Here is a 23,589-nt window from a genome sequence, read left to right as displayed (position 1 = left end):
ATGGTGTGCGGACGGGCGAACGTCACCCGTCCACCCCTTCAGTTATGCCTTGCGCACGGTCTCCACCCGGCCGCCGGTCATGCTGACCAGATCGGCAGGGGTCAGGCGGAAAACGGCGTTGGGGGTGCCGGCGGCGGCCCAGATGGTCTCCAGCCGCAGCAGGTCGTCGTCGATCAGCACCAGAGGCGGGACGGCATGGCCGATTGGCGGAACGCCGCCGATGGCGAAGCCGGTCGATTCCCGGACGAACTCGGGGTCGGCACGCTCAATCTTCTCGCCGATCAGCCGCCCGACCGCCTTCTCGTCCACCCGGTTGGCGCCGCTGGCGACGACCAGGACCGGGCGCCCGGTCTCCTTGGTACGGAAGATCAGCGACTTGGCGATCTGCGCCACCTCGCAGCCGACGGAGTTGGCCGCGTCTTCCGAGGTGCGGGTGCTGCCTTCATGTTCGACCACATGATGGCCAAGGCCGATGCTGTCCAGCAGTGCCTGGACGCGGGCGGCGGAGGGGCTGAGGGTGGTCACGGCGGCGCCTCCTCAGCCAGCCAACTCGCGCGACCGCCGGGTGGCGGCGGCGATGGCGGCGGTCATCACCGGCTGCATGCCTTCCGGCGCCATCAGCACCTCCAGCGCGGCCTGGGTGGTGCCATTCGGGCTGGTCACCGCCTTGCGCAGGTCGGCGGCATCCTGCGGCGAGGCGTCGAGCAGGGCGCCGGCGCCGGACACGGTGGCGCGGGCCAGCCGCATCGCCAGATCGGCGGGCAGACCGGCTGCCTCGCCGGCCTTGGCCATCGCCTCGACCAGGAAGAAGACATAGGCTGGACCGCTGCCCGACACGGCGGTGACGGGGTCCAGCAACCCCTCGTCCTCCACCCAGGCGACATCGCCGACGGCGCGCAGCAGGCGGTCGGACAGCTCACGCTGACTGGCGCTGACGCGGGCGTTCGGAACGGCGACGGTCATGCCGCGGCCGATGGCGGCCGGCGTGTTGGGCATGGAGCGGACGACGACCGCCCCCTCCCCCAGCAGGCGTTCGAAATAGGCGATGGTCTTGCCGGCGGCGATCGACAGGAAGACGGTGCCGGGGCGGACCAGGGCGCGGTAGGACGGCAGAGCGTCCTCCATCACCTGCGGCTTCACCGCCAGGACGATCACGTCGGGAACGAAGCCGGCCGGCAGGGCGTCGGCGCCGGATGCCAGGGTGACGCGCGAATCGCCCGCCACCGACTGCGGCAGACCGGCGCGGTCGACCACCACCACGCGCGACGCGGTCCCGGCGGCGAGCCAGCCGTCCAGCATCGCCCCGCCCATCTTCCCGCAACCGACCAGCAGCAGCGACGCACCCGATTCCGCCGTCATGACCAAGACCTTCCCCTCGCTTGAGACTTCTTGTTCTTTACGCTTCGCCCATGGTGTCGAGAATGGCGGCGGACACCGCTTCGGACGCCGATTTTCCGCCCCAGATCACGAACTGGAAGGCAGGATAGAAGCGCTCGCACTCCGACAGGGCGATCTCCACCAGATCCTCCAGCTGCTCCACCGCGGCGCCACGCGATCCGCGCAGCAGCATGGTCTGGCGGAACATCGGCGTGTGCTCCTCCGAGCAGACGTCGAAATGGCCGAGCCACATGCGGCCGTTGACCTCGGCCAGCAGTTCGGCGACGGCGGTGCGGCGGGCGGCCTGGACCTTCATGTCGAACTGGCAGGAGAACTGCATTGCGCTGACGTCCGGCTGCCAGACGAAATAGAGCCGGTAATCGCACCAGCGCCCGCCGATCTCGACGACCAACTCGTCCTCGGTGGCGCGGTCGAAGGGCCATTCGTTGGCGGTGACGATCTCCTCGACCACGTCGAGCGGATTGTGGGCGGAAGTGGTGGTCTCTACGGCGACTGCCGACATGTGCGCGTCCTCCTGTGAAGGCGCTATGGGCGGTACCGTTCACCCGAACCGCAGCAACGCGCCGGCGATGGCGCGCGGTCCGGGGCAATACCCCGAATATGATGAAAAGGCGGGCTGGACCGAAGCCGGGCGAAGCGCTGCCGCGGACCGCCCCGGCCGCAGGACACGCCGCGGGATGACGGCGCGTGACGACGGGAGGGAGCGTCCGGTGGGTGCGGCAGCGCTGCCGCTCAGGGTGCTGGGGAGGCCTTGGTCTCGGGCTTGCCCCCGCCCGCCGCAGCGGGCTTGGCCGGCTCGGATTCGGCCACGGCGGGGACGCCGGCCGGCTCGACCACGACCGGCAGCGGTGCCTTCGCGGCGCTCAGCGATGCGACGGTGGCCTCCAGCGCGGCAAGCCGCTCGGCCATCGCCTCCTGCTCCTCGCGGGCCTTGGCGGCCATGGCGCGGACAGCCTCGTACTCCTCGCGGCTGACGACGTCCATCCGTGACAGAACCCGTTCGAGCTGGGCCCGCAGTTGGCCTTCGGCCTCTTCGCGCAAGGACGAGAAGGCGCCGAGCGCGCCACCTGCCACACGGGCGAGGTCGTCCAAAATCCTGTTGTCCACCTGCATCGCTCTGACTTCCGGTTACCGTTCGTTCATTATGGACGCCACACGCCGCGACTTCAACGCCCTTGGAACGCCCATTGCCCTGGGGACAGGACGTCATTTGAGCCAAGCCTTATTTGGCGGGCGCGGCTGCGTTGAAGTGGTCACGCAGGGCCTTCAGGTCCAGCGTCTGCGTCGGCGCGGACCAGGGACCTGCCATGCGTAGCGTCAGCGGCGGCAGATCGCCGTCCGCCTTCACCGCCAGCGCCAACGCCAGATCCACCCGTTCGTCGGGAAGGGAGACCGTGCCGGTCAGCGTGCCGTCAGCCGGCGCGGTGGTCAGGCGGGCGTCCTCGGTGCGGATCACCCCCTTGTCGATGGCGAAGCGGGCGTCCAGCCGGTCCAGCTTGGTCTCACCACCCTGCAGCGCGCCGGCGACGGCGCCCAGCACCTCCTGCGTGCGCTCCGCCCCGGCGAGGCGGCTGCGCAGCGCGGTGAGATCGACGCCGCGCAGCACGCCGCCCGACGCCACCGCCCGACCTCGGCCGGTCAGGCTGCTCAGCAGCGCGTCGCCTCGACCGCTGCCCGACAGCGTCACGTCGAGGTCGACGGTGCCGCCGCTGAGGCCAAGCCCGGCGAAGCCGGACAGCGCGCTGCCCATGTCGGCCTTGATGACGGTGAGATCGGCGTCGAGCTTCGGCGCCTGCCCCGGCGCGGCGGCGAGGCGGCCGCTGAGGCCGATCTGCCCACCCTGCCATTCGCCGTCCAGTTGCTCCAGGGTCGCGACGCCGTTGTCCAGAGTGGCGCGCAGCGCCGGCTGGACGATGCGCTGCCCCGCCACCGTCAGCGAGGTGGAGGTCAGGCCGAGCCGCCCGTCCAGCGACTGTATCCAGCCGAGATCGGCCAGTGGATCGGTGGGCGGCAGGTCTGCGGCGGGATCCGCTGCTGTGGGCGCGGTGCGGCCGGCGCCATCGCCGACCAGCGGCGCATTGCGCAGCCGGTCGAGATCGAGGTCGCCGGTCTGGATGTCGGCCTGGAAGGCGGTGCGCTCCGACTTGCGGTCGAGGGTCAGCTTGCCGCGCACGGGGATGCCGGCGACCAGCCCCTGGAGGTTCTTCAGGGCGGGGGATGCCGCATTGCCCGACAGTTCGCCATAGAGGTCCAGCGGGCCGTAGGCGCGGGCAAGACCGCTGTCGGTGAACAGGGCGGCGAGGCGGCCAATCTCCGGATGGGTGACGCGCAGCTTCAGGTCGGCCTCGGGCTTGCGGTCGAGGCCGAGCAGGGCGCCGCCGGCGTCGACCGTGCCGCCGAGCATGCCGGCCGAGGCCTCCACCGCCAGCCGCTCGCCATCGCCGGCCAGCCGGGCCTTGACGCTGACCGCGCCCAAACGTTCCGGAACCGGCAGGCCGGGCGGCCAGGACACGGCGCTGGGCAGGCCGCCAAGCGATTGCGCCTGCGCCGCCAGGGCGAGGTTGACGCCGCGCAGCGGGATCAGGCTGGCGACCTGACCGTCGATCCGCGCCTGCAGACCGGCGATGTCGTCCACCTTGGCCTCGCGCACCGTCAACGCGCCGGACGCGACCGTGGCGTCGAGGTGAATCCCCTGGACCGGCAAGCCGCCAACCGTCAGCTGGCCGACCCGCAGGTCGAGGTTGGCGTCGGCAAGGCCGAGAAGCCGCTGCGGGGTCTGGCCGCCGTCGGATGCGGTGGCGCGCGGAGCCGGCTGGGGTTGGGATGCGGGCTGCGTTGGAGTGGGATCGGCCGGCAGATAGCCGTCCAGATTCAGGCGGTCGAGGTCCAGCCGCGCGCCGAAGGCAGGCCGGCCACGGTCGACATAAGCGACGGCGCCGCTGAGCCGGCTGCTGTCGAAGCGGAAATCCAGGCCCGACAGCTCGAAGCGGTCGGCATGGCCCTGCAGCCGGGCCGACAGCGAGGCGCGGCGCAGCCGGTCGGCCGGGACGCCGCGCGGAGCCAGCTTCGCCCATTCCAACAGGGCGCGCAGGTTGTCGGCATTCGCCTCCATCCGCAGGTCGAGCGTCGGCTGCCCGCCCGGCGTGGTCACTTCGCCTGCCGCGACGAAATCGGAACCGCCGGGCAGCAGCGCGCTGACCCGGTCGATGTTGAGCCGCCCGGCGGACAGGCTGGCCTCGATCCGGCCCTGGCGCACCACGCCGTGGTTGTAGCCGATGGCGTCGATGGCGACGTCCAGCTTCGCCTCAACGCCGGTCGGCAGCGCGAAGGACGGAAGTGATGCCTTGTCGCCCGAGGCGGCGCCGGCGACGGGAGCGGGCGTGCCCCGGCCGCTGCCGCCGCTGGCCGCTGTGCCATTGCGCCCGCCCTGGGCCAGCCAGGCATCGAGGTCCAGCCGGTTGACGGCGAGGGTCAGTTCGGTGCGCGGAATCTCGCGCTTGGCCGGGTCGCCGGCGCGGAGCGTGGCGTTGCCGGTGGCCCGCGTGTCGCCCAGCTGCGCTTCAAGGCCGGAGAAGGTGGCGAGGCTGGTTCCCGCCTCCACTGTCGCGCGCAGGTTGAAGGACTGGCTCAGCGCCCCGGGAGCCCAGCCGGAGGCGCCGGAGGCGGGAGCGTCCACCAGCTTGGCGAAGTCGCTGCCCTCGGCGCGCAGGTCGCCCTGCACCTTGGACCCGCCGCCGGCTCCGCCGCCGGTCAGGATGCCGGCGAAGCGCAGTGTCGCGTCGGTGTGCGGCATCGACAGGGTGGCGCGCACCGGCACCGCCGCCCCTTCGGTGAACCGGCCGGCGGTGGCCTCGCCATGCAGGGACAGGCCACGCAGGCGGAAATCGCCCTGGAGTTGGAAGGGGCCGTTCAGGCTGCCGGCGGCGATGCGGGCGTTCAGCTTGTCGACCGTCTCGGTCCGGCCGTTGCGGTCGTCGCGGTAGATGATGGTGCCGTTGTCGATCATCACCTGATCGAAGCTGACGGCGGAGACCAGCCCCTCGGCGGCCCCCAGACCGTCGCCGGCGCGGGGGCCGGCGGTGGACAGGTCCCAGTTGATGCGGCCGTCCTTCAGCACCTCCACCACGAAGATAGGCTCGACCAGCGCGATGCTCTCAACCTGGATGCGGCCGCCCAGCAGGGGACCGAGCGCCACCCGGGCGTCCAACTTCTTCAGGCGGACCATGTCGGGTTCGGCGGCGCCGGCGGCATTCGCGAGCCGGGCGTCGCGCACGGTCAGGGCCGGTGACGGCAGCAGCGTGAAGCCGACGTCGCCATGCAACTCCACCTGCCGGCCGGTCGCCTGCGACACCCGCTCGGCGATGGCGCCCTTGTAGGCGTTCCAGTCGATAAGGCTAGGCGCCGCCAACAGCAGGCCGGCCAGAACCGCCAGTCCGGCCAGTGCAGCGATCAGGATCTTCTTCACCGGGTTTCCGCCTTCCCTGCGACCGGCCTTGTCGTCGGCCGCGCCCCTTTGCCACGTCGATACAAAGACTCGTTCCCCCACCCGCCGCACCGTCCGCTTCCGGTGCGCGCCGTCCTTCGGTAAGCTAGCGCCCGCAGAAGAAACAAGCAATTTGGGCAATCCCACGGCCAAGTCGGGGTCCGTCCGAATTTTTTCCGCGAAAACTCCCCGTCCGCCGGGCGCCCCTACCGGCCGCGCGGCGCCCGAACCATTGAATTCAGCCACCGGAGACCGTGCCATGGGCGACGTGGTCAACCTCAACCGTTTCCGCAAGACTCGCGACAAGGCCGAGCGCGCCAAGGAAGCCGACGCGAATCGGGCCCGATTCGGCCGCACCAAGGCGGAGAAGGAACGCGACCGCAAGGAAGCCGAGCGGCGAACCCAGACGTTGGACGGACATAAGCTGGACAGTGAGGACTAAAGTACCAAGACCAAGGTGCCGCAAAGACCAAGCTTCAGGGTCGGAATAACCTCTATTGATTTGTTACTATTGGGTACACCAATAGTTCCTTCTTGCGACTATCAGCGGGACTGTGTGAAAGTGCGCCCATGAGCGCCGGCGGGCGCGTGCCTTGGTTCAAGGGGAGGGCCGTCATCATGGTCGACATGACCTCGTTTCGCGGACCGGTTCAAACGCCTCAGACGCACACGCCCACCCACACCCCCGACTGGCTGCCGCCGATCCGGACGGTCGAGATGGACCGTCCCTGGGTCTGGCTGGCGTCGGCCTGGCGGGACATGATGGCGGCACCGGGCATCAGCTTCGCCTATGGCGCGCTGGCGGTGATTTCCAGCCTGGTCCTGGTGGTCGGACTGGCGATGCTGGACATGGAATATCTCCTGCTGCCGATGGCGGCGGGCTTCATGCTGGTCGGCCCGCTGTTCGCGGTGGGGCTGTACGAGACCAGCCGCCTGCTGGAGCTGGGGGAACGGCCGACCTTCGGCAAGGTGGTCGCCGTCTATCGCCGCAACGGGGTGCAGATCGCCGGCGTCGGTCTGGTCCTGATGCTGGCGATGCTGGCCTGGATCCGCGTTGCCTTCCTGATCTTCGCCCTGTTCTTCTCGGGCGAGCCGCCGGCGCTGGATCAGCTGGTCGACCGCATCTTCTTCTCGGCTGAGACCATTCCGTTCCTGCTGACCGGGACGGTGTTCGGTGGGATCATCGCCACGGCGGTGTTCTCCATCGCCGTGGTGTCGGTGCCGATGCTGCTGGACCGCGAGACAGACGTCTTCACCGCCATGGCGACCAGCATCGCCGTGGTGCGCGCCAACATCAAGCCGATGATCGCCTGGGCCTTCCTGATCGCCCTGTTCATGAGCGCGGGGATGGTCACCGCCTTCCTCGGGCTGGCGATCGCCCTGCCGGTGATCGGCCATGCGTCGTGGCACTGCTACCGCGATCTGGTCGGCATCGGGCGGTAAGGCAAGGGACTGTGCGATAAGAGATGGGGCGATAAGAGACAGGCAGCGTGAAAAGCCCTCTCCCCGGCGGGAGAGGGCTTTTTTCATCCCTTCCTGAAGAACGCCTCGGCCGCCGATTTCTGTGCCTGCTTGGCGGCGATGGCGGCGCGGGCTCGGTCGATTTCCGCCTCCAGCGTGGCGATGTAGGCCTCGATCTCGGCCACGCCCATCACGGTCAGGTCCTTGGGCGCCGGCTTGGCCTTGCGCGGTTCCAGATCCTCGAAACGGTCGTCGATGGCCATGGTGTGGGTCCCTCCCCTGCCGCGTGGTTCGCCTTGTCAGGCCGGTCCGGCAAATCTACCTTTCGCACCGGACAATGCCAACGTGCCGGTGCCGTCAGGCGCCGGAACGGACAGACAAAAATGGAAGGGACGACCGCCATGGGCCTTGCCTTGCCCGACAGCATGCGCTGCGTCGAGATCACCCAGCCTGGAGGGCCGGAAGTGCTGCGCCCGACCCGCCGCCCGGCGCCGGTGCCCGGCCCCGGCGAAATTCTGGTGGAGGTCGCCGCCGCCGGGGTGAACCGTCCCGACACGCTGCAGCGCCAGGGCCGCTACGACCCGCCGCCGGGCGCGTCCGACCTGCCGGGGCTGGAGCTGTCCGGCACGGTGATCGCCATCGGCGAGGGGGTGGACGGCTGGGCCAGCGGCGACAAGGTCTGCGCGCTGGTGGCCGGCGGCGGCTATGCCGAATATTGCGTGGTGCCGGCGGTGCAGGCTCTGCCGATCCCCTCCCCGCTGTCGATGGTCGAGGCGGCGGCGGTGCCGGAGACCTTCTTCACCGTCTGGACCAACGTGTTCGAACGCGGCGCCCTGAAGCGCGGCGAGACGCTGCTGATCCATGGCGGGTCGAGCGGCATCGGCACCACGGCGATCCAGCTGGCCAAGGCCTTCGGCGCGACCGTGTTCACCACCGCGGGCAGCGACGACAAGTGCCGCGCCTGCGAGGAACTCGGCGCCGACCGGGCAATCAACTACAAGTCCGAGGATTTCGTCGCGGTGATCCGCGAGGCGACCGGCGGGCGCGGCGTCGACGTCGTGCTGGACATGGTCGGCGGCGATTACATCGCCCGCGACATCGACATCATGGCGGTGGACGGCCGCCACGTCTCCATCGCCTTCCTGCAGGGGGCGAAGGTGTCGCTGAACATGGCGCCGGTGATGACCAAGCGGCTGACGCTGACCGGATCGACGCTGCGCGCCCGGCCGGTGGCGGAGAAGGGCCGCATCGCCGCGGCGTTGCGCGAGCATGTCTGGCCGCTGCTGGAGACCGGCGGCATCAAGCCGCAGATCCACGCCACCTTCCCGCTGGAACAGGCCGACGAGGCGCACCGGCTGATGGAAAGCAGCACGCATATCGGCAAGATCGTGCTGACGGTGGGGCCGGACGCCGCCTGATTTTGCGCTTTTCTTCGCCGATGTGGCGCCGTCGGGCTTGCCTTAGGCGGGCAAGACAGGTTAGCAGAGGCGAGCGGGCGGCCGGGATTTCCCGGTGCGCCTGCGCAAGCATGCTTACGCGGACCGGTATTCGCCCTATATCGTGGTGACGAGAAAGGGGCGGCCGCCACGGGGGTGACCCTGGGGCCGCGAAGCCGCCCCCGCGCCGCACAACCAGTTCGAACGACCGGCCGCACCACCCGCCAGCGGGTGCGACCGGTGAAGAGTTTGTCAGGAGGGATGATGGCACTGCCCTTGATGCCGAAAGCGACAGCCGTCTGGCTGGTCGAGAACACGTCCTTGTCCTTCGAGCAGATCGCCGCCTTCTGCGGCATGCATTCGCTGGAAGTCCAGGCCATCGCCGACGGCGAGGTCGCGGTCGGCATGGTGGGGCTGGACCCCATCGCCAACGGCCAGCTGACCAAGCAGGAAATCGAGCGCTGCGAGAAGAACCAGGACCTGCGCCTGAAGCTTCTGGTCGCCGACCTGCCGCAGGTCGCCTCCCGGTCCAAGGGTCCGCGCTATACCCCGATCACCAAGCGCGGCGACAAGCCCGACGCCATCGCCTGGCTGCTGAAGCACCATCCGGAGCTGTCGGACGCCCAGATCTGCCGCCTGATCGGCACCACCAAGCCTACCATCGCCGCGGTGCGCGACCGCACCCACTGGAACGTCGCCAACATCAAGCCGCGCGGCCCGGTGATGCTGGGCCTCTGCTCTCAGCGCGAACTGGAAGAGGCGCTGGCGCTGGCCATCCGCCGCGGCGGCGTGCCCCGCCCGCCGGAGGAAGCCGCCGAGGACTTCTACGGCGAGAACCGCGACGACGACCGCTATTCCGAACAGGAAGACGCGCACTGAGGGGGGTGTCCCTCTCCCGTCCCGGGGGAGGGAAGGGGCCCATGCGCAGCATGGGAAGGGTGAGGGGTGAGGTGCGAAGCCATGCGCTTCTGGTTCTTTGGATTACCCCTCACCCTCCCCACGCCTGCGGCGCGGGTCCCCTCCCTCTCCCGGGGCGGGAGAGGGCTTGTCGCTTGATGAGAGCATAGAATCCCGCCATGACCGATCCCACCACCTCTCCGCCCCGGCTCGTCGTCGGCATCAGCGGCGCGTCGGGGGTGATCTATGGCATCCGCATGCTGCAGACACTGCGGCGGATCGGCGTCGAATCGCATCTGGTCGTCAGCCGCTCGGCCGAGGTCACGCTGGCGCACGAAACCAGCATGAAGGTGGCGGAGCTGCGGGCGCTGGCCGATGTCAGCTATGCCGCGGCCGATATCGGCGCGGCGGTGTCCAGCGGCAGCTTCCGCACGCTGGGCATGGTGGTCGCCCCCTGCTCCGTCCGCACGATGAGCGAGATCGCCAGCGGCGTCACCTCCACCCTGCTGACGCGGGCGGCCGACGTGGCGCTGAAGGAGCGGCGGCGGCTGGTGCTGATGGTGCGGGAGACGCCGCTGCATCTGGGCCACCTGCGCACCATGACCGCGCTGGCGGAAATGGGCGCGGTGATCGCGCCGCCGGTGCCGGCCTTCTACGCCAAGCCGCAGAGCATCGACGATCTGGTCGACCATTCGGTGGGGCGGGTGCTGGACCTGTTCGGGCTGGACGCCGGCAACCTGCGGCGGTGGGGCGAACGGCCGGAGGTGGCCTGACCGACCGCCGCCGCGGATCGCTTGTTGCGGTACCGCCCAACAGGCGGCTTGGTGCGCGGGCGCAATGCCGCTATACCGCTGTCAATGAATCATGATGCGGAGCCGGCACAGCCGCCGGCCGGCAGCAACGGGAACAGGCCGACCATGCCCTTCAGCAGCAAACCGAGCGAGCCCATCCGCCAGCTACTGGCCGGCATCAAGTCCTTCCGCGCCCGCTATTACGAGCGGCGTCCCGACAGCATGCGGCAACTGGTGACCGAAGGGCAGCACCCGGAGGTGCTGGTGATCGGCTGCTCCGACAGCCGTGTCGATCCCGCCCTGCTGACCACGGCGGAGCCGGGCGAGCTGTTCGTCGTGCGCAACGTCGCCAACCTCGTCCCGCCCTACCAGCCCGACGGCGCCTATCACGGCACCTCGGCCGCGATCGAATATGCGGTCAAGTCGCTGAAGGTGTCGGAGATCATTGTGCTGGGCCATGCCCAGTGCGGCGGCATCCAGGGCCTGATCCGGCTGCGCGCCGGGCAGAAGTCAGCGGACGATTTCATTTCCCCCTGGGTGTCCATCGCCGGTTCGGCGCTCGACCCCTATGTCGGACCGGAAGGCTCCGAACAGGCGCGGGCCGATGCGGAAAAGCTGCAGAGCACCCCGGCGGTGATCGAACGGGCTGCGGTCCGCGCGTCGGTCGATAATTTGATGACCTTCCCCTTCGTGCGCGAAGGGGTGGAAGCCGGCACGCTGAACATCCATGGCTGGTGGTTCGACATCCAGACCGGCGAAATGTGGGCGATCAATCCCACCACCCGCTTGTTCCAGCCGTTCGAGTAAGCATCGGCCGAAACGCTGGCGCGGGAATTTACCGGCGCCCTGCCCTGTTGAAGGCGAAGGAACGCTTTTTCTTCGCCATCACCAACCGGGAAGGGAATGCCATGAAGACCGCACTTCGAGTCCTTGTTGTCGCCGCCGTGCCGCTGGCGCTCGCCGCCTGCAACCAGACCAGCAGCAACGGTAGCAGCGGCGGCCTGTTCGGCGGGAGCGGCGGCGGGCTGTTCGGGTCGGGAGGTTCCGATTCGTCCTATGCCCGCAACGGCCGCTGCGACGACCCGCGCTACAACACCTCCAACGGCGGCCATGCCGAGGCCGGAACCGACGATTACGACTGCTCGCGCTACGGCAACGGGCTGAAGCGCTGAGCCGACAGCGCCAGTTCCGCGGCCATGCGTCCGGCGACCGACGACCAGTCGCCGGGCGCCGGCTGCCGGAACAGGCGGGCGGTCGGATACCAGGGGCTGTCGTCGCGGCCGGTCAGCCAGCGCCAATCGGGCGAGAAGGGCAGCGCCAGCCAGAGCGGCACGCCGAGCGCCCCGGCCAGATGCGCCGGCCCGGTGCAGGAGGACACCACGATGTCCAGGTTCGCCATGATCGCCGCGGTGTCGGCGAAGTCGGCGATCTCCGGCCCCAGGTCAGTGAAGCTGTCCGGCAGGACGGCGTCGGCAAGGTCGGCGCGGCCCGGACCCATCTGCAAGCCGTAGAAGCGGCAGCCCGGCACGTCGAGCAGCCCACGCAGGCCAGCCAGCTTGGGTGAGCGCTCCACGTCGCCGGGAAAGCGCGGGTTGCCGGCCCAGACCAACCCGACACGCAGCGCGCCATGCGGCCCCAGCCGGTCGCGCCAGCGGGCGACGCGCAGGGGATCGGGGCGCAGGTAGGGGATATCGGCCGGCACGCCGTCCACGACGGTGGCAAAGGCACGCGGCAGGCTCATCAGCGGGCATTCGAGGTCGAAGGGCGGCAACGGGTCGCCGCGGGCGATGACCTGCGCCGCGCCCGCCACGCCCTGCATCAGCGGCAACAGGGGGCGCTGCACCTCCAGAACCACCCGACCGCCGCGGGCCGCCACCAACGGGACGTAGCGCAGGAACTGCAGCGTGTCGCCCAACCCCTGCTCGGCATAGAGCAGGATGGTCCGGCCGTTCAGAGGCTCGCCGCGCCATGTCGGCTGGGTGAAGTGGCGCCAGGGCGGTTCGGCACGGTCGTCATGGCGGCGCCAGTCGAACTCCGGCCAGCCGCGCGCGTAATCGCCGGCCATCAGACAGGCGAAGCCGAGATTCCAATGCAGCCCGGCATCCTGCGGCCGGACGGCCAGGGCGCGCTCGAAGTCGGCAGCCGCCTCCGCCGGGCGGGCCATGGCGATCAGGGCGGTGCCGCGCGCCGCATACAGGGACGAATTTGGCGAGGAGCCGGGCTGCAACCGCTCGGCCGCCGTGAATGCCTCCAGCGACTCCGGGAAGCGGCCGAGCTTGCCCAGGACGGCGCCCAGCACCTCCCACGCCTCGCCGGCATTCCGGTCGAGCGCCAGCGAATCGCGGGCGGCGGTCTCCGCCTCCACCCAGCGGCGTTGCGCGGCGAGCGCTGCGGCCAGGGTCGCGTGCGCGACGGCGGAGCGGACGTTCAGGCGGAGCGAACGACGGGCGCAGCGCTCGGCCGACGCGGGATCGCCGGACGACAGCAGGGCGGCTGCCCGGTTTGCCAGCGCGTCGGCATGGCCGGGTGCCAGAGCAAGCGCCTTGGCGGTGGCGAGGAGTGCCGCCTCCGCCTGCCCCAGCCGGCGCAGGGCCCCGGCGCGGCTGGCGTGGGCGTCGGCAAGGTCGGGCAGCAGGCGCAGCGCCCGGCCATAGAGCCGCACCGCGCCATCAAGGGCGCGGGCCGACTGCTCTACCCCGGCAAGGTTGGACAGGCCGCCGGCTCCATCGGGACGCAACGCCACCGCAAGGCGCAGGATGCGGCCGGCCGCACCAAACCGGCCGGTCTGGGCGGCGAGCACGCCCAGCAGTTCCATGGCGTTGGCATGTTCCGGATCGGCGTTGAGGATTCGGCGATAGATGTCCTCCGCCTCCACCATCCGGCCCGCCTGATGGTGGTCGAGGGCGATCAGCAGGGCCTGCGACAAAGTGACCATCGGGACTCTTGTGGATTGGCGGGAGTGCAGCCTGGGTCCAGATCATGCCCCGGCGCCCCCTCCGCGGTCCAGCCGGGCACGGTCGGAAATCGACGCAAACGGTCACAGAATCGGGATTTTCCCTGGATTGTCATGAGGCTGACGCATCGCTATTGTCCGCGCCGCATTCCTGAGGAGCGGATCATGACCTCCCGCCCAATCCGGGCATTTTGCCAATTCGGCCTCCGCCGGGGCCAATCCGGCCTCCGCCGGGTCACTCTCGCCGCCGCCCTGATGCTGGGGTTCGGTATCGGTGCCGCGCAGGCCAACGAAGGCGCCAAGTCGAACGGCTGCCCGTGGGCGCAGGACGTGACGCTGGAGATCAACGGCAAGACCCTGACGCTGAAGCAGGATGTCTTCACCACCACCAGCGCCGAGCCGATCGAGATCGAGTCCTTCAAGGTCGTTCCGCTGGTCGACCAGTTGAAGCTGCGCATCATCGGCCCGAAGGGGCGCGAGTGGGAAGCGGCGCTGACCCGTCTGGTCAGCGGCAAGCGCTGCAGTGCCTTCTATGCGGGCAAGCCGGTGCTGGTGTCGAACACGGTGCGCAATCCGGACGAGCTGATTCTGAACAGGTAGAGGCTTAGCTTCTTGCGGAGTTAGACCCCCACCCTGAATCCGTTATCCCAACACCCCCACCAACTCCTCCAGCGCCGGATCGCCGCCCGGCACCAGCCGCGCCATGTTGGCGGCGGCCAGTGTCACGCTGCCGCCCGGCTGCGGCAGGAACCCGCCGGCGGCGAACAGGCGGTCCTGCTGGACACGCTCGGCCTCCAGTTCCGCGGCCTTCATGCGGCGGTAGAGGGTATCGTCCTCCGCCTTTGCGCGGCGGCGCAGGGCGCGCAGCGGGCGCACCATCTCCTCGCGCCAGCCGGACACCGCGCCGTCGATGCGGGCGAGGTCCCCGGCGGACAGGCGGACGCCGCACTCCAGCCCGGCCCAGGCGGCGAACAACAGAACATTGACGTCCACCCCACGCCGGTCCTGCAGGGCGAGACAGCAGGCAGGCACACCCGGCCGGCCGTAGACGGCCAGGGAGAAGTCCCAGAACGGGTTCGCCGACTTCGTGCCGGTCATGGGGACGCCTGTCATCGGGCCGGTCAGTCACCGAAGCTGATGTTCAGGCCGCGGGCGGTCTTCACCAGCGCGCCGTCCAGTTCGACGCAGGAGTAATGCTCGATCGCTTCGGTGATCGGCACGTCGATGACGCCGCGGTTGGCCCAGGCGACCATGCGGTTGAACTTGCCCTCCGCGATGAGGTCGACGGCATGGACGCCGAAGGCCGAGGCGATCAGGCGGTCGCGCGGGCTGGGCATGCTGCCGCGCTGGACATGGCCGAGCACGGTGACGCGCGTTTCGGCCCCGGTGGCGTCGGCGATCTTCTCGCCAATGTAGTCGCCGATGCCGCCATAGCGCTTCTCGCCGCCCTGGAGGATCTTCTTGACGCCGGTTCCTTCCAGGGTCTTCACCGCTTCCGACACCACGACCAGGGCGAAGTTGCGCCCCGAATCGCGGACGTCCTTGATCTTGGAGGCAATGCTTTCGATGGAATAGGGGATTTCCGGGATCAGGATCACGTCGGCCCCGCCGGCGATTCCGGCCGCCAGCGCGATGTGTCCGGCGTCGCGGCCCATCACCTCCAGAACCATCACGCGGTGGTGGCTGGCCGCGGTGGGCTGCAGGCGGTCCAGCGCCTCCACCGCCACGGCGACGGCGGTGTCGTAGCCGACCGATACCTCGGTCTTGCCCAGGTCGTTGTCGATGGTCTTGGGCACGCCCACCATCGGGAAGCCGCCCTTCTGCGCCAGCTTGTGCAGGATGGCGAAGCTGCCGTCACCCCCGATGCCGATCAGCGCGTCCAGACCGAGTTCGCGGTAGCCGCCGATGATCTCGTCGGAACGGTCCTTCAGCGTGCCGTCGGGCATCGGATAGGCGAAGGGGTCGCCGCGGTTGGTCGTGCCCAGGATGGTGCCGCCCTGGCGCATCATGTGGCCGTCGACGCAGCCGAGGTCGAGCGTCTGGTACTGGACCGGGCGCTGGAGCAGGCCCTGGGTGCCTTCCTTGATCCCCAGCACCTGCCAGCCATAGCCGGTGGCGCGGTGAACCACCGCACGGATGACCGCGTTCAACCCGGCGCAATCGCCGCCGCTGGTCAGGATGCCGATACGCTTGCCGGCTTTAATTGGGGCAGTCATTGAGGGTTTCCCGTCCCGTTCGCCTGTTCATTGAAATGGACCACCATGTTACCGGAAAGGGCGTTTCCCGCAATCATTGCCGGTATCCGCAAAGGAGGCATCGGGCCGATCCCCTCGCCGCGGTGATATCCCGGATGGCCAAAGGACCGAACCGGCGGTTTGGCGGTGCCGTGCCGCTGGATTTCTGGTATAGTCCGGCCCGCCCAGCCAACGGGTTACCCGCAAGAGCACCCCCGATCCACCCGGGGCAACGGCCATTCCTAACGGGCGCGATGAACGAGCAAGAGATTTTGAAGGAAAAGCTGGCGAGCTTGCGCAGCGAGCACCGCGACCTGGACGACGTCATCGCCCGGCTGGTCGAACGCGCGCCCTATGACCAGTTGCAGATGCAGCGGCTGAAAAAGCGCAAGCTGATGCTGAAGGACCAGATCATGGTCCTGGAGAGCCGGCTGTTGCCGGACATTATTGCTTAACCATACGGGCCTTTGGGCGTCATCCCCGCGGATGCGGGAATCCAGGCTGCCGGATCAAGCGCTTGGAAAGACTGGATTCCCGCCTTCGCGGGGATGACGGTTTCCTGATGGGAAAGCCCCCTCACTCCTTCTTGGGCACGGTGAAGAACTGGATGCCCATCTGGAAGCTGCGGGCGATGTTCTCGGCCTTGCCGATCAGGAAGTTGGCGCCCTCGGCGGGCAGTACCTCGTGGGCGGTCTCGCGGAACAGGCCGAGCCAGCGCTCGAAATGCGGCGGCTCCAGCCCAAGCGAGATGTGGACCGGCATCGGGCGGCCGTCGTAACGCTGGGTCAGCAGAGCGATGGACGACCAGAAATTCATCATCTTGCGCAGATGCGGTTCCCAATCGGTGATGGCGCGGCCGAAGATCGGACCAAGCTCCTCGTCCTTCATGATCTTGCCATAGAAGGTCCGCACCAGCGTCTCGATCGACGCCTCGTTGATGCCGACGGTGGCCATCCGTTCCTCCGCCATCGCGGCGCGGATGTCCCGGTGCTCTTTGCGTCGGTCGTCGTTGGAGTCTTCGTTGGGAGCGGCGTCGGTCATGCGATGGGTCCGGTTCCGGGAATGAGCAGGGTCTATCCAGTCCATATATGACGGCACCATAGGTGGAACCATGTTCCATCGGAAGGGCCGGAATGTCGCAGCCGCAGGCCCGGATTCGTCGTGGCCGGAGGAGGCGGAGCGGCGGCGCCTCTGGACAGGCGCCCGACTCCTCCTATAATGCGCCGCTTTCCGGACCTTGAGGAAAGCGCCAGGCCGTGACCGCCGATCACTCCCCGAACAGCACCCCTTCGGCTGCCGGCGCCCAGCCGCTGGTCGGCATCATCATGGGCAGCCAGTCCGATTGGACGACGATGAAGCATGCCGCCGACACGCTGGCGGCGCTGGGCGTCCCGCACGAGGTCCGCATCGTTTCCGCCCACCGCACCCCGCACCGGCTGGTGGAATACGCCACCACCGCCAAGGCGCGCGGGCTGAAGGTGGTGATCGCCGGGGCCGGCGGCGCCGCCCACCTGCCGGGCATGGCCGCGTCGATGACGCCGCTGCCGGTCTTCGGCGTTCCGGTCGAAAGCCACGCGCTGAAGGGCATGGACAGCCTGCTGTCGATCGTGCAGATGCCGGGCGGTGTCCCGGTCGGCACCCTGGCAATCGGCAAGGCCGGCGCCATCAACGCCGCCCTGCTGGCCGGCTCGGTCATCGCGCTGATGGACCCGGCGGTGGCCGAGGCGCTGGACGGCTGGCGCGCCCGCCAGACCGCCGCGGTGGCCGAGGCCCCCGTAGACGATCCCGCCTGACAGACAGAAAGCCTGACCGCCATGACCGGCAAGCCAACCGGCACTCTCCTGCCCCGCCTCGCCCCAGGTTCCACCATCGGCATGCTGGGTGCCGGACAGCTTGGCCGGATGACGGCGCTTGCCGCCGCGCGGCTGGGCTACAAGACCCATGTCTACGCTCCCGACGCGGCAGACAGCCCGGCGGCGCAGGTCAGCGCCGCGGCGACGGTGGCGGATTGGGACGATCTGGAGGCGCTGGAGCGCTTCGCCCGCTCGGTCGATGTGGTGACTCTGGAGTGGGAGAATGTGCCGGTCGCCACGGCCGAGCATCTGCGCCGCTTCACCAACCTGAACCCCGGCCCGAATGTTCTGTCGGTTGCGCAGGACCGCATCGCCGAAAAGAGCTTCGTCAACAGGCTCGGCATCGCGACGGCACCCTGGCGCGCGGCCAACAGCGCCGAGGAGGTCGCCAGCGCGGTGGCGGAGATCGGACCGCGCTGCGTTCTGAAATCGACGCGGCTCGGCTATGACGGCAAGGGTCAGGCGCGGCTGGACAGCGGCAGCGATCCGGCGGCTGCTTGGGCGGCCATCGGCGGCGGCAAGCCGGGGGTGGAGGGCATCGTCGAGGGCTTCGTCACCTTCGCCTGCGAGGTGTCGGTGATCGTCGCCCGCGGCGCCGACGGCGGCATGGTCGCCTATCCGGCGGTGGAGAACCGCCACAAGGACGGCATCCTCGACGTCACCATCGCCCCCGCCGCGGCGGACAAGGTGTCGGAGGCGACCTCGGCAGAAGCCGACCGCATCGCGCGCCGCATCGCCGAGGCTTTGGATCTGGTCGGCGTGCTGGCGGTGGAGATGTTCGTCACCGCCGACGGGGCCGTGTTGGTCAACGAGATGGCGCCGCGCCCGCACAATTCCGGCCACTGGACCATGGACGCCTGCGCCACCAGCCAGTTCGAACAGCTGGTGCGCGCGGTCTGCGGCCTGCCGCTGGGATCGGTGGAGCGGCTGGCCGATGCCGAGATGACCAACCTGATCGGCGACGACGTGCTGCGCTGGCCCGAACTGCTGGCCGAACCCGGTGCCCGGCTGCACCTGTACGGCAAGGCGGAAGCGCGGCCCGGCCGCAAGATGGGCCATGTCAACCGGCTGTTCGTGCGCCGCTGACGCTTCGGATCGCATAAAGACTAGAAGGCCCCGCCGACCGGACCGGTCGCGGGGCCTTTTACATGCAGGGATTCATGTCGGGGCGGAATTCGTTCTCGCCACGGCCGAACTGCAGCCACTGCACGCGCTGCGCCGGTGGATGGGCATCATCCGGTTCTTCGGCCGCGACGAGATGGATGAAGGATGCCGGGCGGAACGGCCAGGCACAATCGTGAGAAAGCTCAACCGCTGGGCGCAGGAGACGTACTGCCCCGGCAGCACCCAGCCGGTGGCAGAGAGGCGAATCCGTGTTGCGAACTGTGCCATCGGCACTATGGCCACCGGACAGTTTGGCAAATCCGCACTCCCCACCAATTGCAGGGCCGCTACAGTGAACCAGACCGGGGTAGCTGTCGGCAGTCATTCGGAATAAACCGATTTTCCGGCTATTTGGTTGCGCCACCAGCATTTACTTTCACCCCGCGGTAATCAACCGCCTATTCCTTATCTATCGAAGGAATATTCCGCCGCAATATTAGGATCGGCCATCGACATGACCTGACTGAATTGACACCCCGATTAGGAGAAACCCAATGCGTTTCCCAGTGCTGGACGGTTGGCGTGGCTTATGCGCGTTATTCGTGGCTTTATTCCATTTCAGCGCTTTTGGAAATTTTTATCTCAATCCGTTCGTTCGAGGTAGCTATCTGTTTGTCGACTTTTTCTTCGTCCTTAGTGGCTTCGTCATCACCCACGCCTATCTCGGGCGCCTGAACTCGGCACCGGATGCCGGGATTTTTCTGGTCCGGCGGATGGGCCGTGTCTGGCCCCTGCATGCGGCCACCCTGGTCGCGTTCATTCCGCTGGAGATCGTCAAGGCACTGGCGATCCACGGCGAGGCAGCGGCCTTCACCGGCCGCTTCGCGCCGTCGTCCATCCTCAGCAACCTCTTCCTGGTCCATTCACTGGGCGTCGAGAGCGAGCTGACCTGGAACATGCCGAGCTGGTCGATCAGCGCGGAGGTCTTCGCCTACATCACCTTTGCCCTTGTCTGCCTGTTGGCCCGCCGCCCGTGGCTGGTGACGGCGGCGGCCGTGGCGCTGTCGGCTGCAGGCGCCTTCGTCGTCATGGGATGGTCGGACCATTTCATCGATACCAGTTTCGACCTCGGCTATTTCCGCTGCCTCTACGGCTTCTTCGCCGGACACATCGTCTATCGGCTGTTCATGGCCGCCCGCAGCGCCGGACTGGCGAAGCTGCCGATGGCGGGGCTGGTGGAGGCGGCCTGCCTGATTGCGGTGATCGTGTTCGTGGCGGCGGCGCGCGGCAATGCCCTGTCCTTCGCCTCGCCGCTGCTGTTCGGCCTGGTGGTCTGGGTGTTCGCCTTCGAGGGGGGAGTCCTCTCGCACCTGCTGGCCAAGGTGCAGTTCCAGTGGCTGGGCGCCCGTTCCTACTCCATCTACATGGTGCATGCGCTGGTCATCGCCCTGTACCAGAAGACGGCGGCCGTGATGCAGAAGCTGCTGGGCCGGCCGATGTTCTCCGAGACGGCGGTCGGTGATGAAGAGACGCGGCTGATCTTCTTCGGTGGCACCTGGGTGATGGATGGGCTTGCGCTGTCGTATCTGGCGACGGTGGTTGCGGCATCCGCCCTGACCTACCGGTTCATCGAGATGCCCGGCCAGGCGAGCTTCAACGCATTGCTTCTCGGCCGGCGCAAACCCACGGTCCAGCCGGCGACAGTGGACGTCACCTGATGCGGCACACCGGGCGCGTGAGTTTTGGCGGCCGCTCGACAACCCGCTTGCGGGGGTTGCCGATTCCCGGCCAGCGCTTCCGACGACCGTCGTTGCGGTCCCGGAATGACCGCGCCAAGTTTTCGGTAACGATAATTTCCGAGAAGACAGGCAGAAGGCAAGGCGCCGCCGGATCGTTGGCATTTACGGAATAGATGTCACAAATTGTCGCGTTCTGTTAAGTCGAAGGTCGTCGGCAACAGACTCTCTTCTAACCTATGGCGATATTGGTTACTCTCGGTCACATTCATCCTGAAACTCTCTAAACTTTGATGCAATTTGTAACCTCATGACGATGCCCTTGGCGCAGGACAGTGCAGGACGCTCCGCCCCGGTGATAGCGCCGGCCATCGGCCCGGTGATGACGCCGGCTGCCGGTTCGGCGGCGCCGCGCCGTCCGGCATCAAGCCGCGACAGGGACCGCTTCGTCGGCTTCGCCTTCGCCGCAGCCGACCTGCTGATCGAAACGGACGCGCAGGGCAACATCCTGTTTTCCGCCGGGGCGCGCTGCCGCCTGACCAAGGGCGAGGTCGGCGGGCTGGTCGGCACCAACCTGATGGAAGTGGTGGCGCCCGGCGACCGCAAATACGTCCATGTCCTGTTCGACCGCATCCGGGAGAAGGCGCGGATCAAGCCGTCGCGCGTGCTGTTCCAGGCCTTCGACGGGCAGCAGTTCCCGGCCCTGCTGGGCGGTTGCCGGCTCGATTCCTGTCCGGGGTCGCTGTTCCTGACCGTGCTGTTGACCGCACCGCAACGCCACGGCGCCGGCGCAGCCGCCGCGAGGCAGGGCGAGTTGCTGGACCAGACCGGATTCGCCGGCATCCTGGAGGAGCGGATCCTCGCCGCCCGCGAGAAGGGGCTTGACCAGGGGCTGACCCTGCTGCTGGTCGAGGGGCTGCAGGCGATGGTGGAGACGATGCCGGAAGGGGCCGCGGCGGAGGTGCGCGAGGGCATCGACGCATATCTGCGCGGCATCTCCGCCGACGGCGACAGCGCTGGCCAATTGACCGGCGACCGCTACGGCATCGTCCATGCCGCCGACATCGACGGGAACGAGGTGCAGGGCCACATCGCCCAGATCATCGAGGCGGCGGGCGGCGCCCTGCCCGGCGGCATCCGGTCCTGGACGCTGGACATGGCCGACGACCGGCTGGACGCGGCGGATGCGGCGCGCGCGCTGGTCTACACGGTGCAGGCCTTCGCCTCGGCGCAAGGCGGGGAGTTCACCATCTCCAGCCTGGAGGATGGCGCCAACCGGCTGATGGCCGGCGCGGTGGAACGGATCGGCCAGCTGCGCGCGACCATCGACAACCGCGACTTCATCGTCGTCTACCAGCCGATCGTCGACATCGGCACCGGCGCCGTCCACCATCTGGAGGCGCTGACCCGTGTCGACGGGATGAGTTCGCCGGCCGACTTCATCACCTTCGCCGAGGATGTCGGGCTGATCTACGATTTCGACCTGCTGCTGACCCGCACGGTGCTGGACACGTTGCAGGAGTTCCGCAAGGAGCCCAAGCTGCCGGACGTGGCGATCAACCTGTCGGCCAAGACGCTGATGAGCCCGATCTTCCTCAAGCAGTTCCAGTCGGTCGTCGCCCCCTATGGCGATCTGGCCGCGAAGCTGCTGATCGAGGTGACGGAAACGGTCATCGTCACCGACATCGCCAAGCTGAACGAGGTGCTGCAGAAGCTGCGCGAGACCGGGTTCCGCATCTGCCTGGACGATGTCGGCGCCGGATCGACTAGCTTCCAGTCGCTGTACGGCATCCAGGCCGATTACGCCAAGATCGACGGCAAGTTCGTCCGCGGCGCCGTCAACAGCCCGCGCGACATGGCGATGCTGCGGTCGATGGTCGACGTCTGCCGCCAGTTGGGACTGGACCTGATCGGCGAGCAGGTGGAGGAGGCGGTGCACGCCGATCTGCTGACCGGGCTGGGGGTGTCGCTGGCCCAGGGTTTCCTGTTCAGCCGGCCGTCGCGGGACTTCGCTTATTTCGCCAAGGACTGGTCGAAGGTGCGCAGCGGCGGCAAGGTGCTGCTGAAGGGGTGAGCCGGGCCTGCCCCAGGCCAGCCGGATCAGGCGAGCGCCGTCGCACCGGCGAAGGCGCCCATCCCCTCGATGCTGTGGACCTGCTCCAGCCGGTGGCGGGCGGCGTCCAGCAGTTGCCGGTTATGGGCCAGCGCATTGGCGCCCGCACAGCCGTCGCGCAGGTGCATGCGGCGCAGAAGCGCTTCGGCCTGATCCAGGGTATCCATGATGCTCAGTGCGGTATCGGCGTCCATCGTCGCCCTCATATCCTGTGCGCCGCGCGGGAAGGTCGTCGCGCCGTTTTTTGATGCGTCGACCTTAGACGCCGCAACTCGCCATCAGGTAGAGGATATTTGGTCGCACGCGCGGAAAACATGGTGGCTTTTTAAACGTTATTTCATCTTGGTTGAATCGTTTCTCTCCAGCCATTGCGTCTGCACGCGGATGACCTTCTCGGTGGCGGAAAATGCCTGACGGCGGGTAAGAACCAGAACAACGCCGCTGGAGGCCGCGATCAGGGGAATCGGTCCGATGACCCAGACCAGCGCCGCCAGCGCAAAGTAATAGGCGCGGATCCCGCCGTTCAGTGCGGTGATCGCCAGGGTCAGCGCCTCGCTGATGGTCCGGGCGATTTCCTTGCGGTCGTCCGGCGGCACCGGCGGCATCGGGGCCGAGCCGATCAGGGCGCAGCAGTAATTGTACTGGCGCAGCGCCCAGGTGAACTTGAAGAAGCCGAAGGTGAAGATCACCACCATCAGCAGCATCTTGATCTCGAACAGCTGGGGCGAGGTCTGGACGGCGAAGGACAGGTCGGAGATGAACTGCTGCGCCCGCTCCGCCGCGCCGAAGGACCCGATCAGGCCGGCCAGCACCAGCATGTTGGTGGAGGCGAAGAAAGTGCAGCTGTGCATAGTATGGCCGAACAGCTGCGAATCGATGATGCGGTTGTCGCGCTCCAGCATCCGCTCGATCCAGTGGCGCCGCACGATCCGCAGATGCTGGTTCAGCACGTTGCGGCCGGCCAGCAGATGGTCCTGGGTGATGGTGAAGCCGACCCAGGAGCCAACGAACCAGACGAAGGCGATGATGTCGAGCGTGGTGACGTCGGAAGGCATTGCGGCGGGCATGGCGGCGGGGTCTCGTCGGGTGGCGGACGGCCAGCAAGCGTGTACGCCGGCCGCGGACGGCTG

26 protein-coding genes are annotated in these 23,589 nt (G+C 68.3%); 13 read left to right on the top strand and 13 right to left on the bottom strand.

The features are described from left to right. Nucleotides 1-42 precede the first annotated feature (42 nt). From TSH20_RS01730 to TSH20_RS01710, 5 genes are all read right to left on the bottom strand, one after another. A complete protein-coding gene (locus TSH20_RS01730) occupies nt 43-525 on the bottom strand; it encodes a YbaK/EbsC family protein (RefSeq protein ID WP_109073104.1) in 483 nt (160 codons plus the stop codon). A gap of 12 nt (nt 526-537) precedes the next feature. Then, nucleotides 538-1,359: a pyrroline-5-carboxylate reductase gene (gene proC, locus TSH20_RS01725; protein ID WP_109073103.1), complete on the bottom strand. Its 822-nt coding sequence runs from the start codon at nt 1,357-1,359 to the stop codon at nt 538-540. Nucleotides 1,360-1,396: 37 nt separating this feature from the next. Continuing rightward, nucleotides 1,397-1,900 (bottom strand): YbjN domain-containing protein, encoded by a 504-nt coding sequence (locus TSH20_RS01720; RefSeq protein ID WP_085089634.1) that lies wholly within the window; start codon nt 1,898-1,900, stop codon nt 1,397-1,399. Between the two features lie 230 nt (nt 1,901-2,130). Next, nucleotides 2,131-2,511, bottom strand: a complete 381-nt coding sequence (locus TSH20_RS01715) for an accessory factor UbiK family protein (protein ID WP_109073102.1) — start codon at nt 2,509-2,511, stop codon at nt 2,131-2,133. A 109-nt stretch (nt 2,512-2,620) separates the two neighbouring features. Continuing rightward, nucleotides 2,621-5,863, bottom strand: a complete 3,243-nt coding sequence (locus TSH20_RS01710; protein ID WP_109073101.1) for an AsmA family protein — start codon at nt 5,861-5,863, stop codon at nt 2,621-2,623. 277 nt (nt 5,864-6,140) lie between these two features. Between TSH20_RS01710 and TSH20_RS01705 the strand changes: the two genes are divergently transcribed. Together TSH20_RS01705 and TSH20_RS01700 are read left to right on the top strand one after the other, a co-directional pair. Continuing rightward, complete coding sequence (locus TSH20_RS01705; RefSeq protein ID WP_109073100.1) at nt 6,141-6,323, top strand: DUF4169 family protein; 183 nt, start codon at nt 6,141-6,143, stop codon at nt 6,321-6,323. A gap of 176 nt (nt 6,324-6,499) precedes the next feature. After that, complete coding sequence (locus TSH20_RS01700) at nt 6,500-7,324, top strand: DUF2189 domain-containing protein (RefSeq protein WP_109073168.1); 825 nt, start codon at nt 6,500-6,502, stop codon at nt 7,322-7,324. 83 nt (nt 7,325-7,407) lie between these two features. Here TSH20_RS01700 and TSH20_RS01695 read toward each other — a convergent pair whose 3' ends face one another. Next, on the bottom strand, nt 7,408-7,605 hold the full coding sequence (locus TSH20_RS01695) for a DUF1192 family protein (protein WP_109073099.1): 198 nt from the start codon (nt 7,603-7,605) through the stop codon (nt 7,408-7,410). Nucleotides 7,606-7,743: 138 nt separating this feature from the next. On the opposite strand from TSH20_RS01695, the gene TSH20_RS01690 reads away from it, so the two are divergent. From TSH20_RS01690 to TSH20_RS01670, 5 genes are all read left to right on the top strand, one after another. Further along, nucleotides 7,744-8,760: an NAD(P)H-quinone oxidoreductase gene (locus TSH20_RS01690; protein WP_109073167.1), complete on the top strand. Its 1,017-nt coding sequence runs from the start codon at nt 7,744-7,746 to the stop codon at nt 8,758-8,760. 282 nt (nt 8,761-9,042) lie between these two features. Beyond that, entirely contained in the window at nt 9,043-9,657 is a 615-nt protein-coding gene (locus TSH20_RS01685) for a DUF1013 domain-containing protein (RefSeq protein ID WP_109073098.1), read from the top strand. Between the two features lie 197 nt (nt 9,658-9,854). After that, a complete protein-coding gene (locus TSH20_RS01680) occupies nt 9,855-10,448 on the top strand; it encodes a UbiX family flavin prenyltransferase (protein ID WP_109073097.1) in 594 nt (197 codons plus the stop codon). A 144-nt stretch (nt 10,449-10,592) separates the two neighbouring features. Further along, nucleotides 10,593-11,273 (top strand): carbonic anhydrase, encoded by a 681-nt coding sequence (locus TSH20_RS01675; protein WP_109073096.1) that lies wholly within the window; start codon nt 10,593-10,595, stop codon nt 11,271-11,273. A gap of 101 nt (nt 11,274-11,374) precedes the next feature. Further along, the gene (locus TSH20_RS01670) at nt 11,375-11,638 is read left to right on the top strand and encodes a hypothetical protein (protein ID WP_146205424.1); all 264 of its coding nucleotides are present in this window, start codon (nt 11,375-11,377) and stop codon (nt 11,636-11,638) included. On the opposite strand, the gene TSH20_RS01665 is transcribed toward TSH20_RS01670, so the two are convergent. Further along, the gene (locus tag TSH20_RS01665) at nt 11,614-13,401 is read right to left on the bottom strand and encodes a tetratricopeptide repeat protein (RefSeq protein ID WP_109073094.1); all 1,788 of its coding nucleotides are present in this window, start codon (nt 13,399-13,401) and stop codon (nt 11,614-11,616) included. The two genes, TSH20_RS01670 and TSH20_RS01665, sit on opposite strands and share 25 nt — an antisense overlap. 183 nt (nt 13,402-13,584) lie before the next feature. Here TSH20_RS01665 and TSH20_RS01660 point away from each other — a divergent pair, with 183 nt between their 5' ends. Continuing rightward, nucleotides 13,585-14,019: a hypothetical protein gene (locus TSH20_RS01660; protein ID WP_109073093.1), complete on the top strand. Its 435-nt coding sequence runs from the start codon at nt 13,585-13,587 to the stop codon at nt 14,017-14,019. 42 nt (nt 14,020-14,061) lie between these two features. Here the strand turns inward: TSH20_RS01660 and TSH20_RS01655 are convergent, their stop codons facing one another. Together TSH20_RS01655 and TSH20_RS01650 are read right to left on the bottom strand one after the other, a co-directional pair. After that, complete coding sequence (locus TSH20_RS01655) at nt 14,062-14,517, bottom strand: TIGR02444 family protein (protein WP_109073092.1); 456 nt, start codon at nt 14,515-14,517, stop codon at nt 14,062-14,064. 23 nt (nt 14,518-14,540) lie between these two features. After that, nucleotides 14,541-15,635, bottom strand: a complete 1,095-nt coding sequence (locus tag TSH20_RS01650; RefSeq protein ID WP_109073091.1) for an ATP-dependent 6-phosphofructokinase — start codon at nt 15,633-15,635, stop codon at nt 14,541-14,543. Between the two features lie 272 nt (nt 15,636-15,907). Between TSH20_RS01650 and TSH20_RS01645 the strand changes: the two genes are divergently transcribed. Further along, nucleotides 15,908-16,108, top strand: coding sequence for a DUF465 domain-containing protein (locus tag TSH20_RS01645; protein WP_085089646.1), 201 nt, complete (start codon nt 15,908-15,910; stop codon nt 16,106-16,108). A gap of 121 nt (nt 16,109-16,229) precedes the next feature. Here TSH20_RS01645 and TSH20_RS01640 read toward each other — a convergent pair whose 3' ends face one another. Next, the gene (locus TSH20_RS01640; RefSeq protein WP_247871535.1) at nt 16,230-16,694 is read right to left on the bottom strand and encodes a group III truncated hemoglobin; all 465 of its coding nucleotides are present in this window, start codon (nt 16,692-16,694) and stop codon (nt 16,230-16,232) included. A 215-nt stretch (nt 16,695-16,909) separates the two neighbouring features. Between TSH20_RS01640 and purE the strand changes: the two genes are divergently transcribed. Beyond that, nucleotides 16,910-17,446 carry a 5-(carboxyamino)imidazole ribonucleotide mutase gene (gene purE, locus TSH20_RS01635; RefSeq protein WP_109073090.1) on the top strand — a complete coding sequence of 179 codons (537 nt, stop codon included), beginning with the start codon at nt 16,910-16,912 and terminating at the stop codon, nt 17,444-17,446. A gap of 21 nt (nt 17,447-17,467) precedes the next feature. Further along, nucleotides 17,468-18,592: a 5-(carboxyamino)imidazole ribonucleotide synthase gene (locus TSH20_RS01630; RefSeq protein WP_109073089.1), complete on the top strand. Its 1,125-nt coding sequence runs from the start codon at nt 17,468-17,470 to the stop codon at nt 18,590-18,592. A 58-nt stretch (nt 18,593-18,650) separates the two neighbouring features. Here TSH20_RS01630 and TSH20_RS34505 read toward each other — a convergent pair whose 3' ends face one another. After that, a complete protein-coding gene (locus TSH20_RS34505) occupies nt 18,651-19,040 on the bottom strand; it encodes a hypothetical protein (protein WP_146205423.1) in 390 nt (129 codons plus the stop codon). 124 nt (nt 19,041-19,164) lie between these two features. Between TSH20_RS34505 and TSH20_RS01625 the strand changes: the two genes are divergently transcribed. Next, on the top strand, nt 19,165-20,328 hold the full coding sequence (locus TSH20_RS01625; protein WP_109073088.1) for an acyltransferase: 1,164 nt from the start codon (nt 19,165-19,167) through the stop codon (nt 20,326-20,328). Nucleotides 20,329-20,656: 328 nt separating this feature from the next. Next, entirely contained in the window at nt 20,657-22,420 is a 1,764-nt protein-coding gene (locus tag TSH20_RS01620; RefSeq protein ID WP_109073087.1) for an EAL domain-containing protein, read from the top strand. Between the two features lie 26 nt (nt 22,421-22,446). Here the strand turns inward: TSH20_RS01620 and TSH20_RS01615 are convergent, their stop codons facing one another. Both TSH20_RS01615 and TSH20_RS01610 read right to left on the bottom strand, forming a co-directional pair. After that, nucleotides 22,447-22,653, bottom strand: coding sequence for a hypothetical protein (locus TSH20_RS01615; RefSeq protein ID WP_109073086.1), 207 nt, complete (start codon nt 22,651-22,653; stop codon nt 22,447-22,449). Nucleotides 22,654-22,791: 138 nt separating this feature from the next. Continuing rightward, the gene (locus tag TSH20_RS01610) at nt 22,792-23,526 is read right to left on the bottom strand and encodes a DUF599 domain-containing protein (RefSeq protein ID WP_247871534.1); all 735 of its coding nucleotides are present in this window, start codon (nt 23,524-23,526) and stop codon (nt 22,792-22,794) included. Between the last annotated feature and the right edge of the window lie 63 nt (nt 23,527-23,589).

Source organism: Azospirillum sp. TSH20 (assembly GCF_003115935.1).
In the GTDB taxonomy this organism is placed as follows: Bacteria; Pseudomonadota; Alphaproteobacteria; order Azospirillales; family Azospirillaceae; genus Azospirillum.
This window is presented reverse-complemented; position numbering and strand designations above follow the sequence as displayed.

Coding starts and splice junctions, on each gene's coding strand:
- proC (WP_109073103.1), bottom strand. CDS start 1,359: ATGACGGCGGAATCGGGTGCGTCGCTGCTGCTGGTCGGTTGCGGGAAG.
- TSH20_RS01720 (WP_085089634.1), bottom strand. CDS start 1,900: ATGTCGGCAGTCGCCGTAGAGACCACCACTTCCGCCCACAATCCGCTC.
- TSH20_RS01715 (WP_109073102.1), bottom strand. CDS start 2,511: ATGCAGGTGGACAACAGGATTTTGGACGACCTCGCCCGTGTGGCAGGT.
- TSH20_RS01705 (WP_109073100.1), top strand. CDS start 6,141: ATGGGCGACGTGGTCAACCTCAACCGTTTCCGCAAGACTCGCGACAAG.
- TSH20_RS01700 (WP_109073168.1), top strand. CDS start 6,500: ATGGTCGACATGACCTCGTTTCGCGGACCGGTTCAAACGCCTCAGACG.
- TSH20_RS01695 (WP_109073099.1), bottom strand. CDS start 7,605: ATGGCCATCGACGACCGTTTCGAGGATCTGGAACCGCGCAAGGCCAAG.
- TSH20_RS01690 (WP_109073167.1), top strand. CDS start 7,744: ATGGGCCTTGCCTTGCCCGACAGCATGCGCTGCGTCGAGATCACCCAG.
- TSH20_RS01685 (WP_109073098.1), top strand. CDS start 9,043: ATGGCACTGCCCTTGATGCCGAAAGCGACAGCCGTCTGGCTGGTCGAG.
- TSH20_RS01680 (WP_109073097.1), top strand. CDS start 9,855: ATGACCGATCCCACCACCTCTCCGCCCCGGCTCGTCGTCGGCATCAGC.
- TSH20_RS01675 (WP_109073096.1), top strand. CDS start 10,593: ATGCCCTTCAGCAGCAAACCGAGCGAGCCCATCCGCCAGCTACTGGCC.
- TSH20_RS01670 (WP_146205424.1), top strand. CDS start 11,375: ATGAAGACCGCACTTCGAGTCCTTGTTGTCGCCGCCGTGCCGCTGGCG.
- TSH20_RS01665 (WP_109073094.1), bottom strand. CDS start 13,401: ATGGTCACTTTGTCGCAGGCCCTGCTGATCGCCCTCGACCACCATCAG.
- TSH20_RS01660 (WP_109073093.1), top strand. CDS start 13,585: ATGACCTCCCGCCCAATCCGGGCATTTTGCCAATTCGGCCTCCGCCGG.
- TSH20_RS01655 (WP_109073092.1), bottom strand. CDS start 14,517: ATGACCGGCACGAAGTCGGCGAACCCGTTCTGGGACTTCTCCCTGGCC.
- TSH20_RS01650 (WP_109073091.1), bottom strand. CDS start 15,635: ATGACTGCCCCAATTAAAGCCGGCAAGCGTATCGGCATCCTGACCAGC.
- TSH20_RS01645 (WP_085089646.1), top strand. CDS start 15,908: ATGAACGAGCAAGAGATTTTGAAGGAAAAGCTGGCGAGCTTGCGCAGC.
- TSH20_RS01640 (WP_247871535.1), bottom strand. CDS start 16,694: ATGACCGACGCCGCTCCCAACGAAGACTCCAACGACGACCGACGCAAA.
- TSH20_RS01630 (WP_109073089.1), top strand. CDS start 17,468: ATGACCGGCAAGCCAACCGGCACTCTCCTGCCCCGCCTCGCCCCAGGT.
- TSH20_RS34505 (WP_146205423.1), bottom strand. CDS start 19,040: ATGCTGGTGGCGCAACCAAATAGCCGGAAAATCGGTTTATTCCGAATG.
- TSH20_RS01625 (WP_109073088.1), top strand. CDS start 19,165: ATGCGTTTCCCAGTGCTGGACGGTTGGCGTGGCTTATGCGCGTTATTC.
- TSH20_RS01620 (WP_109073087.1), top strand. CDS start 20,657: ATGACGATGCCCTTGGCGCAGGACAGTGCAGGACGCTCCGCCCCGGTG.
- TSH20_RS01615 (WP_109073086.1), bottom strand. CDS start 22,653: ATGGACGCCGATACCGCACTGAGCATCATGGATACCCTGGATCAGGCC.
- TSH20_RS01610 (WP_247871534.1), bottom strand. CDS start 23,526: ATGCCCGCCGCAATGCCTTCCGACGTCACCACGCTCGACATCATCGCC.